Consider the following 11,673-nt stretch of genomic DNA (forward strand, 5'->3'; position numbering starts at 1 on the left):
CTCTATTTATTATAAAATTAACCCGAGAATATAAATTGTGAGTAATAAGTTTGCAACTCAGTTAAAGAAAAATATCTCGCTAATTTATTGCAGTGATATTGCATAGAAATAACTGTAATCATTTAAGATAAACTTTATTAATATTAATAATTGAGTGCAGTTAAGCAAAGCGTCCTCAGTGCTGCTCTTATAATCTTTAATCAATTGATTATTTAATATTTTTCTTACCTATGAATAGGCCGTGATACAAGGAAAATTAAGGTACTTCCATTATATTTTCTGCTTTATTTTTGTCTATAATTAGGACAAGGCTTTGTCCAATAGAGTACTAATATGAAAAAAGTAGCTGCTACATTTGTTCTCTATTTCTCCTGGATAATAATTTCTTCAAGCACAACTGCCTACGACACTTATGAGAATGCTAGGTTTAATTATCAAATAAGTTACCCTTTATTCTTAAAACCTCAAGGTGAATCCCAAAATGGTGACGGTCAAGGATTTATTGGAAAAAATGCAACCCTGTCAGTGTATGGTTCTTTTTTCCCAAATATTGAATCACAAAAAGATGAAAAGAATTACAAAATCCAGGATGAGTTTAATTATGAAAAAATAGGTATTAAACAAAAGGGATTTACGCTAGATTTTTGGCTTTTAAAGAAAGATTTTTATGTCATTTCAGCGTTCAATAGCACTACCATTGTGTATATGAAAAAGATATTTGCTAAACCTTGTGGTGTACATGCTTATTTTTGGCTTTATTATCCGAAGGAAGCAGAAAAACAATGGATTCCTATTGTAACGATAATTAGCAAATCATTTCAATTTAGTACGCATAAATGTCAAGGCGATTATAAAATACCTAATTAATAGCTTAATATGCACATCGAAGCGATTTTGTGTCATGACTGATAGTCTCTTTACAGTATTATATGCGTCATCAATTAGAGTATTATTTATTCTATAAAGAAAAATTCTCCTTAATTATCAATAGAACATCCTAATAATCTAAAATCTCTTCTTCTCCAACCAATGTAATAGGCAAATAAGTAGCACCTGATCCATTTAAATAACGAGTTAGATTTTTATTAATGAGAAATATAGCTTTCATGTATAGCTTCATATACACTACCCGGCTAATTTTAAGAAATAATTTTATTCTAATTACTCAATTATTGGTCGGAAGTTACTATGTTACCTACCTTTACTTCAGCAAAATCGCTTTCTGACTGGATGAACGACAAAGTCTATCCGCTTATTGATTGTTATAAGGCAAGATTAGCGGTTATATGCAATTGCAATTTTTAAGTGATGTAAAGCAATTACCGGCAGTTATGTTAGATAAAGCATTAGATAGTGAGCAATTTACCTGGAATTCTATAAACTTTGCTCGTTGTCTTAAAGGGTTAAAGAAACTGCCAGTCATTTCTCCATTACAAGCAGTGCTGCAGGCATTGACAATTAAGCTAAACCAATCATAAGAGGCTTTTGGAGTTCAAGCAATTGGTAATGTCTTGTATGGCTTGCAACGCTAGTCTAATAATTTAATAATTACTGATTAAAATGAAACTAATAATCTCGTACAAACTTGATAGTATCGAAAATGTCATACCAGAAAAGCAGATTGAAATAATAAAACTATTTAGCTACAGTAAAAGCGACTTTATTGTAAGGAAAATTATTGAAGCATGTAATTTAAAGCATCCTAACCTCGAAAAAATACCTGCTTATAACATTTTAAAAAATAACTTAAATGAAATTATAAATAATTGCTTAGATAGCATTGCTGAAAAAAGATTGGTAAATAATCAATTTGATATGGCAATTATTGAAGTAGTTATTATTGATAATGGTCATACTTTGATAATGAAGCTTAAAGATAATGGGATTGGATTAGGAGAGAATTACTTACACAAGTTATCTTATCCTGAATTTAAGCATACGAAATCCCAAGAGCATTTTAAAAAGAAAGAAAAAGATTATTGTATTGGTGGATGCGGTATAGGTTTATTTCACCTTAATGCAAAGTTGGCAAAAAATGATGCGAAATTATACCTTAAATCCAGAAAAGAGGCTGGAGCCACAATTGAGATTTCCATGAAAAAGCCTTATTAATTATTACAAACTTAATAAAAAGAGGATAAGGTTAATTAAAACCTCTATAAATCTATTAGGGACAAATAGTAGCAAGCTTTGATGAAATAAAATTACTCTTATGAAATATTTTCTCTGAAAACAAGATTGAAGAATCCCGTTGAAATAAGATTATTGTAGAATTTACAGTACCATATTTCGCTTGTGGCACATGCACAAATATAGAGCTTAATGATTTTTCTAAATCATGTGCAATTCCCGTTTTAGGAAGCTGATTGTCCGGCGCTAAGCTTTTATCAGATAATATTGTATAGAGAAAGTCAATTTTTTCTTGGTTGTTTGTATATTTATCTAATTCTCCAATATGTTTTTTAAATAACGCTTTAGCTTTTTCCGTTTTAGGCCAAGAAGTATTGAGCAAATGGTTGCTAAGACTATAAATACCAGAAGATAACGTCTGTATTGTATTTTGAATATTAGAATAATAAACAATTTGATTAATACTACCGACAATTAAGTTGAACTTGTTGTACTTATCTGAACAAGATTGAATTTTTTGCAAATATTGAAGAGGCGATATTGACTCACAGGTAAAAAGATAATCACTGACCAGCTTACCTCGAGACTCTAATGACAAGTCATATAATTGTGGATCTCTATAGTTTGTAAGTAAGGCAAAATAACCCGATCGAGTAATACCTAGCCAAGTTCCACCTTCTTTTAAGTCTCTTCCAGCAAAAACGTTTAAATTGTCCTGCCAAAAATGGGCCGATGAAGTAGGGCGCGCGTAGAATTCATCTCTATTAGATAAAATGATAAGAGGGTATTTCGGATGTTTGTTAATAGCTATTAAGGCAAGACACATTGTTATAAATCCGTAATGACTACTTATTAGTATATTTAGTCTAAGAGTGCGTAGTCAAATCATGACATTTTAACTTTTTTAATAAAAATCTCAGTATTTTTTATAAGCAACGCAAAAACTAGTATAATGAAAAATGAATTACCCCATACACTAAAAACGCACATTAAAACTAGATTGCAAGTTATGCATAGTTGTAGCAATATCTTTAATTAAAACATTAAACGTCTACAGTTAAATGAAATATAGATCTCATACCAGTGCAAAACCATCACATTACAATGCTGAGGCTGCTAATTACGATGCCTTTAATGAAGAAAACTCAAAAATAATCAACCAAACAATCGAAAATATTCTTAAACAACATCATGTAAAAACTGTACTTGATTTAACGTGCGGTACTGGCTCGCAAGTCTTTTGGTTAACAAAACGTGGCTATCAAGTAACCGGTGCTGATATTAATACTAATATGCTTAAAATAGCGCAAAACAAAGCCAAACAGGAGAATTTCAATGTTCCCTTTATTAAAGGCGACATGCGTTCTTTAAAAATTGGTAGCGAATTTGATGCAGTTATTACGATTTTTAATGCCATAGGTCATTTAACAAAAGATGACTTTCGAGTTGCTTTGCAAAATATTCATATAAATTTAAAACCTAACGGTTTCTATGTATTTGATATTTTCAATTTACGTTATTTTTTAACTGATAATAATATCACTAACCTTACTATCGACTGGTTTAAAGTCGACAAGGAAAAGAAAATACGCGAAATACAATATAGTACTATAGATGAAGATGGCATCCTTGCATCATTTACGACGGCCATTGAGCAATACGGTTCTAGCCAACCTAAAATGTCTAAAAGTTCTCAAACACTGCAGATTTATACAGCAAAACAGTTACAAGAACTTTTGCACCAGTGTGGCTTTAAAACTTTAAGTCAATGTAATGTTGATGGCTTACCTTTTGTTGAAGATAAATCAGAACGGATATTGACTGTTGCACAGAAAATATAAGATTGATTAATACGCCTAATCAAAATTAATTGACGCCCGCTACGCGGGCATAGCAAATTATATACTTACAAAATAAGTACAGTTACATTTAGATCAATAGCAAAATAATAGTGTCTATTTTTACTCTTTAACTCTAAATCGTTCAACCAATTTTGCAGTAACTCTTTATTAAAACTCGATTCAGCAATGTCAAAAATTAATTGTGCCATTAAAAAGCCATAATTTCCTGGCTGGAAATCATATTCAACAATACGCCATGTTTCACATTTACTTGTTTTACTAAAAAAACTAGAGGCAATTAAACCTGGAAGCTTTCTACCCATTTGACCATCACAATGTGCTTGCCAACTTTGCTTTATATCAGCAAATGTGTGAATAAGATTACGTGTCAACTCTTTATATTGGCTATTATAAATGGCTGAATCAAAATCATAATGAGAAAGGATGCACACGCCATTTTTATTTAGTAGATTTTTAAACTCATTAATGAAATCGAGCTTGTTATCAATGCATTCAAGCACATTATTACAGACGATTTTATCGAATTTATTAGGTTTTAGCGAAGCTAGATTTGAATATTGTTTCGGTACTAAAAGACCTAGCTCTATTTCTTTAGCATAATTTTTCTTGATACCTTGAATCATTGTCTTGCTAGAGTCAATCGCAAAAATTGTTTTTGGCCGTGTATCTTCTGCTGCAAGCAATAGCTTAATAAAATCGCCTTTTCCGCACCCATAATCTAAAAACGCAGTATTTTTAGTACTTCCTAATTTCTTAATCAGATTCTGTTTATAGAAGGTAATTCTATCTAACACTTCATGCACCTAGTTATGTTTAATTTCAGAAGCGGCCTTTTTATTTATATTAGATAATTTTTCTGGCCAAGATCACCTGATTTCCAGATTGATCTATTCTATCCATAAAATCAAATCCTTTATCTTTAAGATACTTTGCAATTGGTTTACCCGAATCACAACCAATTAAATCTCACTATTAATAAAAATAAATTATTATGATCAGGAGACTTAGATGGAGAAAGGCGCTTAAGAATAGTTTCTAAAGTATTACTTACCTACTGCAAATGCTCCTTTTGCTTTTTAAGCACTTTCTGCTGCGCTTGAAGATGTGTATAGATATTGTGAGCCTTTTGCAAAATATCTTTTATGATCTTTAAACTAAAACCAAAGTAATTCAAAGCAATAATTTGCTGTAATTTTGCTAAATCAGGCTTAGTATAACAACGATACCCATTTGCTTCACGAAAGGAAGGTTTTAATAAACCAATTTTATCGTAGTGTCTCAGCGTCCGGGTGGATGTTTGAGCTAACTCACTTATTTCTTTAATATAACATTTCATTATCTTAAATCTCCTGTCATGACTGAGAATAGAGGATGACATCATGTCAGGGTCAAGAGAAATTTTTAAAATTCTGTGAAGGTTTTTAAAGTCGGATAGAAACTATCTTGGGCTCGAGGCAAGCTACATCAAGACTACGTTTACTAAAGCTATTTAATTTATTTTATTCCGCATTAAGAAAAGCCAAATACTTGTTCTATTTTTTTATGAGCGGAATCCTTAAGTATGTTTTTAAATAAGGCGTTAGAATTAAATAAAACTTGATTTGCTATTAATTTATTAAATTCCTCACCAAATAAAAAATCTTGAATTAAATCGTCTTTAATGTTTAGTTTACTCATTAATTTAGGTAAGAGCTCAAAATAATAAACTCTTTTAGAACTTAAAAAATTAGCAGTTGAATTTGATAGGTATTGATTAAACAAACCTTCAAAATATTGAATCATAGGTTCGCCATCTCTGGGCCCTTGTGGCCCTACAATAACAACGCGGGTATGCATTAATTGAATTTTATTTTTTAAATGCCATTTATTTATTTGATGATCTAGTTCATTTATAATAGCTTCGCCGCCTAAGTCAATATTTTTATCTAAAAAATAATTTATTTTATTAAAATAATCTGTAGTTTTTTGTGATAACTGTTCAACATTGTAATCATTGATGGCTATTAAAATAAAATATTGTGTTTCAATTAAAATTTTTCTCTGAATTTCTATAATTTCATCATTAAAAATACTAGGTAATTCTTTTAGAATAAGAGGCAACCTATCATCGATGTCTTTCATCATTTTTTTAAATTCACTTACTTCTATTAGACCCTCATTCAATTGCTTAACATACTCTAAAATAAGCAGCGGTATATGAGAAATCTGTTTTACTCTACTATAAACTCCTTGTGGAGAAGGTATAATAGCTGAATCCTTTTGTACAAATTGATTATCCTGCTTAACCCATAAAGAAAGTTTTCCAGATAAATTAACAATAACTTGTTTGATTTCTTTACGACTGGCTTGTGCGGCTTTATGATGATTAATTAAAAATTGTTTATTAAGCTCTTCTAAAGAAACTTCAACTAATTTACTTAAATTTGATCGTTTATTTATATTATTACTGGAGAATTTATTACATGATTTTATTGCATCAATAACCAAATTTTTAAGTGATTTTGCTTCAATCTCTCGTTTATTAGGATAAGAAAAAGCACTTATAGGTATAAGAATTAATATTATTAATATTTTTCTCATATTTATTCCTTACATATACACTGAACAATGTTAGCAATACTATAAACAGATATTTAGCAACTTTTGGTGAAATGTAGCCAAATCAAATTTATTATATAAAGCCACAATTAATATGCTTTAATTTAGAACAGCAAGTAAGTGTTTGATTGATAAACTACTGAATGAACATTGATTGCACTTCGCTGCATTAAGGCTACATATATACCTAAACTAATTTAAAAGTTAATACTTTATAAAGGCTACCATTGTATTATAATATGCGCTCTATACCTACGTATTATCATGCAAATTAAGGCTTATTGGCTGTAGAATGACTCTCTTTAATACCTTCCATAAACTTGAGCATCAGTTTTTTTCGCTACTTAGTTTTGAACAAATGAATTTAAGTTGTTTAAACGCCTATGCCACAGGGGTAAAAGCGTCCAACTTAAACCCCGCTATTCTAAATACAGTTAATTCTTGTCTTAAGGAAGATATTTTAAGCTGTGCATCGTTTTATAGACAAAAAAGTTTGCCTTGGTCAATAATTTTGCCTGATTATTTATGCACTAAAGACATTTTATCTCTACTTAATACAGAAAAATTGTTGCTGATAGATAAAGGTATAGCAATGCAGATCGTTTTAAATCCATCTAACTTTGTGCCATCATTACTAAACATTAGTGAGATGAAACAAGCACTAGAGACATGGAGTATTCCCCTACTTCATGGATTTGAGTCTACACCTGATATTATGGATATTTATATTAAGCAGCATCAAATGGCCGTACAAACAAATGACAATATTTATCATTTCACTGGTTTTATTAAAGGAAAACCTATCTGTTCACTAACTTTATCTATTTATGAAGATAGTGCTCGACTAGATGATATTGCAACAATACCTGCTTATCAAAAAAAAGGTTATGCTACCGAACTTACTCATGCAGCTTTGCATCATGCCTTTTGTTTGGGAATAAAAACATGCTTTTTAGAGGCTGCAACATCAGGCCTAAATGTATATAAGCGAATAGGTTTTCAACCCCTTTTTACGAATTTGTATTATGAAGATGACAAAGAATTTGTAGGATGATGTAGAGTTTGCGGGGATACTACTTTACAAGGATAAAGGGAATTAGATTTGATTTAATACTTTTTTAGTTAAATTTTCATCTTCAATATTACCTGTATTGATTGTGGTTTTCGGCTCAAGTAGCAGGACATGAACTTCGTCTTGGGCTATGGGTTTATGTTCAACGACTTTAGGAATAATAACAAACTCACCTTTATTCAAATAAATATCTCTGTCTTTAAGCTGAATTAATAATTGTCCTTCTATCACTAAGAATAATTCATCTTCACTTTCAGGCACATGCCAAACAAATTCGCCTTTAAATTTAGCTAACTTTACATGAGTGTCATTTATTTCACCGATAATTTTTGGTGACCAATAATCATTAAATAATGCAAATTTCTCTTTAAGATTAATTGCTTGCATAATCTTTTCCTCCCCGATACACATAAAATTTAGTATCTACAGTCATAATGGGAAAATTATCTGGTAATTTACATTGTCTAATTTCACTAAAACCATTTTTTAAATAAAATTTTTGCGCTGCAATAAAAATTGAAACTGTGCCCAAATAAATTTCATCAATTTGCCTATCTGCACACCAGCCTAAGACTTTATTTAATAATAATTGAGCAATGCCTTGTTCTTTCCCTCTATAATTTTTAGCTACAAACATCTTACGCAAGACGCCTTGCCCATTTCCTATATCTATTAAACCAATCGTCCCAATAACGTGACTGTCTATTATCGCGCACCAGAAATTACCATTATCTACCTGATAATAATTAAGAATATTTAATAGATCAGGCTGATCTTCAATAGATAAGGGAATATTAAATTCTTGTTGCTGTATGCTACTTATAAGTTTTATAACCTGATCTTTTAAATGCTCTTGATAAGTTACCACTTGTATATCTTTCATATTAATTAATAATTTTTGCTTGTTTCCTGTATTTTAAGTATACAGCTATTAAGAAAAATTAAGTTTAGTAAAAAATACTAAACTTAACTAGGTACTGTATAATTTATAATCATATATAAAAATCTAACAGCTATGGCGAGAAAATATGCTTTTGATGTAAGTAAAGAAATGCAAATAATAAGGTATGAAAATGGCGTTAAATTAATTAAACCTACGCCCTTAGTTTATCCTTCAGTAGATGATTTGTTTAGCTTGCCTTTCAATATTTATTTTTTATCTCCAGAGAGTATTATTCAAGATATGAGCGAAACAACTGCTAATCTATGTGGTTTTTACTCAAGAAAAGATGCTATTGGTAAAACAGCACGCGCAGTTTCAAAGAGAGAATCTGCTGAATTCTCTATTCAACATAATAATGAAGTCCTAACTAACAAATCTATCGTAATTAAAAATGAACACTTTTTAAGATTAGATGACTTTGAATTTTATGACTTAGCTATCAAATACCCGCTTTTTAATGACAATGGAAAAATTATAGGTATTTTTGGCTGTTCTATACCCTTAGATATATTGGCTCAATCAGTCCAAACGTTAATTAAAACAGGTTTACTGTCAGATAATCGGATGTTTCACAGCAATACTAATTTAATTTTTTTAGATGATAAAAGTGACCATTATCCATATACAATTGAAAAAATAAAATCTTTATTTACTAAAAAATTTAAGCAGCATATAAGGCAGCGGGAAGCAGAATGCTTATTTTATATACTTAAAGGTAAATCAGCACGTGAAATTGGCCCTATTCTCAATTTATCACCAAGGACAATTGAATATTATTTAAATACGCTTAAAGATAAATTAAATTGTAAAAAAAAGTCAGAAATGATTAATATGGTTATCGATTTATTAAGTTATTAAAATAAATAGATTTTTTTCTAATTTAAAAAGATACAAGACTAGTTTTGCTATAATTTTTAGAGGATGTTGTGTTGATTATTAGATTAAACCTTAAAATTAAATCTTATTTTACTTCTTTAAAGGTCTTTTAATGAAAACATCTTTTCGTTGTGTGGTTACTGGCAAAAAATCAGATGGTACTTCCTTTATAGAAGAAGATTACAGTGCATCAAAAAGCCCTCTAGGGATTTATGATTTTTGGGCAACCGAAGAAATGCCACCCTCAAGCCAAGCTAAAAATAGTTTGTTAAATAAACCTACATCTCTTGAACCATCAGAAAACGGAACTATTTTTCGTTTCTTTGAAATTCCCCCTACAGATAAAAATTGCTCACGTGAAGAAGCTGAAAAACAAGCGCAAGAAGCGTTTACTGCTGCTAAAGGAGCACATTGTCGAATTAATACTAAGCGCCATCCTATGATGCATACAACAAATACAATTGATTATGTGGTTGTATTAAAGGGAGAAGTAACCTTATTGCTTGATGAAGGTGAAGTTAAACTTAAACCTTTTGATGCTGTAGTTCAACGCTCAACCAATCATTATTGGATTAATGAAGGTAAAGAACCTGTATTAATGCTAGGTGTTTTATTAACGACGAAAAAATAGTAGAAATTCAATTGGCTCAGCGTTAAAGCAAAATGAGAGTCTTCTTTCAATTGAGGTTATGCTTTCAATTGACTCGTAGTCAATAAATCATCAATGACTTCCATAGCAATTTCGGGAAATTTATGTGTTTGATCAATACAATTTTGTATGGTCACAATAGCTTTTTTAATTTTACCAGGTAAAATTTCTGATGGCGCATTTTCCCCTGGCCAAGAAGCATCTCTAGTAACTTTATCAGGCCAACGAGAGTAAGCAAGCCACATCCCTTCCTGAGTTTTATGCAGACAAGAGCCTAGAGCGCCCCGATATTGCACAAAATAAGAGGCAACCTGACGCCAAGCATCTTGGTATTGCGCCTCATAGCCAGGTTTAATAAAAGCTCGATAGATAACAGCAAACATTTTTAACTCTAATAACAAAATTTTAAAGTTTACTGGATAAGTAAAAAAATCTAGATTTTAATAGCCTTAATAAACACTTATTATGAAGAATGGCACTATTCTTTTTGGTTTAGAGATAACAATCCATTCTTTTTTTGCCTTTCTAATTAAACCATTAAATCTGAAACGTTTAGTCTCATAAAGTATTTTCAATCAATAACTTATTCTTTATTGGCAACTGAAAGCCTCTATAAAATGTTAATTATGATAATATTGTCCATAAAATGCACTTTTTATTCGTATTTTGTACAAATTTTACAAATTGCTTATACTTATACTGTCTTTCTACAAATTTTTTCATTTACAAGGAGTGTATATGGCAACGTTCACAAAACTTAAATTTCTTAGTGTTTCCATAGCCTTAGCAGTCTCTCCAATAGCAATTGCTTCTCCCCATACTAACCTCCCAACAAATCAGCTTATATTAGCCGATAATAATGGTGAATGGGGCGGGTATGGTGGCAGTGGAGGAAAAATAGGTAGTGGAAAAGGTGGTAATGACGGTAACTGGGATAATAAAGGTGGAAAAAGCGGTAAAAATGGCGACTGGGGTGGTAAAGGCGGCGGATATGGTGGCGGTGGGAAGGTAGGTGGCTATGGTGGGGGCGGCGGCTATGGCGGGGGTGGTGGATATGGCGGAGGACACCATCATAAACATCATCACGGACATGGACACTATTGGTACCCAGGCTGGAGAAATGTATTTTGGTATCCCAATGTATACTTCTGGAAACATGGTCGTGAATGCCTTAAATCTTGTTACCGAAATAAATGGGGTGAAAAAATTTGTAATGTAGAATGTTATGATTAATTCCCTCCACTCTATAAGTGACTTAAAAGTCACTTATAGAGCTTCATATGTATATGTGCTTATTTTAAATAACAATAGGCTATAAACATTTCTGCAACCTAGCAAATCAATAAAAATCACTTATCATACCCATGTGGCTTTGCAACTTGAATAATAAATGACTTTTCCGTGTAGACGAGAATTTATTATGCTAATTAAATATTTAGTTAATTGAGCTTAGACCGTTATACTTTATGGAAATATGAGCTGTTTTATTATCTACCTGATAATAGTCTTAAATTGATAGTAGTACCTGCTGCATGAAATATGA

15 protein-coding genes are annotated in these 11,673 nt (G+C 31.0%); 8 read left to right on the plus strand and 7 right to left on the minus strand.

Going from position 1 to position 11,673, the window contains the following annotated elements:
* Positions 1 to 333 precede the first annotated feature (333 nt).
* From DYH30_RS09140 to DYH30_RS09150, 3 genes are all read left to right on the plus strand, one after another.
* Positions 334 to 867, plus strand: coding sequence for a hypothetical protein (locus DYH30_RS09140; protein ID WP_115331368.1), 534 nt, complete (start codon positions 334 to 336; stop codon positions 865 to 867).
* A 419-nt stretch (positions 868 to 1,286) separates the two neighbouring features.
* Entirely contained in the window at positions 1,287 to 1,478 is a 192-nt protein-coding gene (locus DYH30_RS09145; RefSeq protein WP_115331369.1) for a hypothetical protein, read from the plus strand.
* Positions 1,479 to 1,560: 82 nt separating this feature from the next.
* Entirely contained in the window at positions 1,561 to 2,112 is a 552-nt protein-coding gene (locus DYH30_RS09150) for an ATP-binding protein (protein WP_115331370.1), read from the plus strand.
* Between the two features lie 55 nt (positions 2,113 to 2,167).
* On the opposite strand, the gene DYH30_RS09155 is transcribed toward DYH30_RS09150, so the two are convergent.
* Positions 2,168 to 2,956 (minus strand): NRDE family protein, encoded by a 789-nt coding sequence (locus tag DYH30_RS09155; protein ID WP_115331371.1) that lies wholly within the window; start codon positions 2,954 to 2,956, stop codon positions 2,168 to 2,170.
* A 235-nt stretch (positions 2,957 to 3,191) separates the two neighbouring features.
* Between DYH30_RS09155 and DYH30_RS09160 the strand changes: the two genes are divergently transcribed.
* Complete coding sequence (locus DYH30_RS09160; RefSeq protein ID WP_115331372.1) at positions 3,192 to 3,971, plus strand: class I SAM-dependent methyltransferase; 780 nt, start codon at positions 3,192 to 3,194, stop codon at positions 3,969 to 3,971.
* Positions 3,972 to 4,036: 65 nt separating this feature from the next.
* On the opposite strand, the gene DYH30_RS09165 is transcribed toward DYH30_RS09160, so the two are convergent.
* From DYH30_RS09165 to DYH30_RS09175, 3 genes are all read right to left on the minus strand, one after another.
* On the minus strand, positions 4,037 to 4,786 hold the full coding sequence (locus tag DYH30_RS09165; RefSeq protein ID WP_160116184.1) for a methyltransferase domain-containing protein: 750 nt from the start codon (positions 4,784 to 4,786) through the stop codon (positions 4,037 to 4,039).
* 257 nt (positions 4,787 to 5,043) lie between these two features.
* A complete protein-coding gene (locus DYH30_RS09170; RefSeq protein WP_160116185.1) occupies positions 5,044 to 5,328 on the minus strand; it encodes a MerR family transcriptional regulator in 285 nt (94 codons plus the stop codon).
* A gap of 173 nt (positions 5,329 to 5,501) precedes the next feature.
* Complete coding sequence (locus tag DYH30_RS09175) at positions 5,502 to 6,572, minus strand: hypothetical protein (RefSeq protein ID WP_115331375.1); 1,071 nt, start codon at positions 6,570 to 6,572, stop codon at positions 5,502 to 5,504.
* 310 nt (positions 6,573 to 6,882) lie between these two features.
* Between DYH30_RS09175 and DYH30_RS09180 the strand changes: the two genes are divergently transcribed.
* Positions 6,883 to 7,644 (plus strand): GNAT family N-acetyltransferase, encoded by a 762-nt coding sequence (locus DYH30_RS09180; RefSeq protein WP_115331376.1) that lies wholly within the window; start codon positions 6,883 to 6,885, stop codon positions 7,642 to 7,644.
* A gap of 42 nt (positions 7,645 to 7,686) precedes the next feature.
* Here DYH30_RS09180 and DYH30_RS09185 read toward each other — a convergent pair whose 3' ends face one another.
* A complete protein-coding gene (locus DYH30_RS09185) occupies positions 7,687 to 8,049 on the minus strand; it encodes a cupin domain-containing protein (protein ID WP_115331377.1) in 363 nt (120 codons plus the stop codon).
* Positions 8,036 to 8,545 carry a GNAT family N-acetyltransferase gene (locus tag DYH30_RS09190; protein ID WP_115331378.1) on the minus strand — a complete coding sequence of 170 codons (510 nt, stop codon included), beginning with the start codon at positions 8,543 to 8,545 and terminating at the stop codon, positions 8,036 to 8,038. Before DYH30_RS09190 ends, DYH30_RS09185 begins: the two co-directional genes overlap by 14 nt.
* A 132-nt stretch (positions 8,546 to 8,677) precedes the next feature.
* Here DYH30_RS09190 and DYH30_RS09195 point away from each other — a divergent pair, with 132 nt between their 5' ends.
* Both DYH30_RS09195 and DYH30_RS09200 read left to right on the plus strand, forming a co-directional pair.
* On the plus strand, positions 8,678 to 9,463 hold the full coding sequence (locus DYH30_RS09195) for a LuxR C-terminal-related transcriptional regulator (RefSeq protein WP_115331379.1): 786 nt from the start codon (positions 8,678 to 8,680) through the stop codon (positions 9,461 to 9,463).
* A gap of 130 nt (positions 9,464 to 9,593) precedes the next feature.
* Entirely contained in the window at positions 9,594 to 10,112 is a 519-nt protein-coding gene (locus tag DYH30_RS09200) for a cupin domain-containing protein (RefSeq protein WP_115331380.1), read from the plus strand.
* Positions 10,113 to 10,168: 56 nt separating this feature from the next.
* On the opposite strand, the gene DYH30_RS09205 is transcribed toward DYH30_RS09200, so the two are convergent.
* Complete coding sequence (locus DYH30_RS09205) at positions 10,169 to 10,513, minus strand: antibiotic biosynthesis monooxygenase family protein (protein ID WP_115331381.1); 345 nt, start codon at positions 10,511 to 10,513, stop codon at positions 10,169 to 10,171.
* A 355-nt stretch (positions 10,514 to 10,868) separates the two neighbouring features.
* Here DYH30_RS09205 and DYH30_RS18150 point away from each other — a divergent pair, with 355 nt between their 5' ends.
* Complete coding sequence (locus DYH30_RS18150) at positions 10,869 to 11,363, plus strand: hypothetical protein (RefSeq protein WP_176579739.1); 495 nt, start codon at positions 10,869 to 10,871, stop codon at positions 11,361 to 11,363.
* The last annotated feature ends 310 nt before the right edge of the window (positions 11,364 to 11,673 follow it).

The organism is Legionella busanensis, from assembly GCF_900461525.1.
Taxonomy (GTDB): Bacteria; Pseudomonadota; Gammaproteobacteria; order Legionellales; family Legionellaceae; genus Legionella_C; species Legionella_C busanensis.

Bases quoted from the DNA above. Each gene is read 5' to 3' on its own strand.
- DYH30_RS09140 (WP_115331368.1), top strand. From the start codon at position 334: ATGAAAAAAGTAGCTGCTACATTTGTTCTCTATTTCTCCTGGATAATA.
- DYH30_RS09145 (WP_115331369.1), top strand. From the start codon at position 1,287: ATGCAATTGCAATTTTTAAGTGATGTAAAGCAATTACCGGCAGTTATG.
- DYH30_RS09150 (WP_115331370.1), top strand. From the start codon at position 1,561: ATGAAACTAATAATCTCGTACAAACTTGATAGTATCGAAAATGTCATA.
- DYH30_RS09155 (WP_115331371.1), bottom strand. From the start codon at position 2,956: ATGTGTCTTGCCTTAATAGCTATTAACAAACATCCGAAATACCCTCTT.
- DYH30_RS09160 (WP_115331372.1), top strand. From the start codon at position 3,192: ATGAAATATAGATCTCATACCAGTGCAAAACCATCACATTACAATGCT.
- DYH30_RS09170 (WP_160116185.1), bottom strand. From the start codon at position 5,328: ATGAAATGTTATATTAAAGAAATAAGTGAGTTAGCTCAAACATCCACC.
- DYH30_RS09175 (WP_115331375.1), bottom strand. From the start codon at position 6,572: ATGAGAAAAATATTAATAATATTAATTCTTATACCTATAAGTGCTTTT.
- DYH30_RS09180 (WP_115331376.1), top strand. From the start codon at position 6,883: ATGACTCTCTTTAATACCTTCCATAAACTTGAGCATCAGTTTTTTTCG.
- DYH30_RS09185 (WP_115331377.1), bottom strand. From the start codon at position 8,049: ATGCAAGCAATTAATCTTAAAGAGAAATTTGCATTATTTAATGATTAT.
- DYH30_RS09190 (WP_115331378.1), bottom strand. From the start codon at position 8,545: ATGAAAGATATACAAGTGGTAACTTATCAAGAGCATTTAAAAGATCAG.
- DYH30_RS09195 (WP_115331379.1), top strand. From the start codon at position 8,678: ATGGCGAGAAAATATGCTTTTGATGTAAGTAAAGAAATGCAAATAATA.
- DYH30_RS09200 (WP_115331380.1), top strand. From the start codon at position 9,594: ATGAAAACATCTTTTCGTTGTGTGGTTACTGGCAAAAAATCAGATGGT.
- DYH30_RS09205 (WP_115331381.1), bottom strand. From the start codon at position 10,513: ATGTTTGCTGTTATCTATCGAGCTTTTATTAAACCTGGCTATGAGGCG.
- DYH30_RS18150 (WP_176579739.1), top strand. From the start codon at position 10,869: ATGGCAACGTTCACAAAACTTAAATTTCTTAGTGTTTCCATAGCCTTA.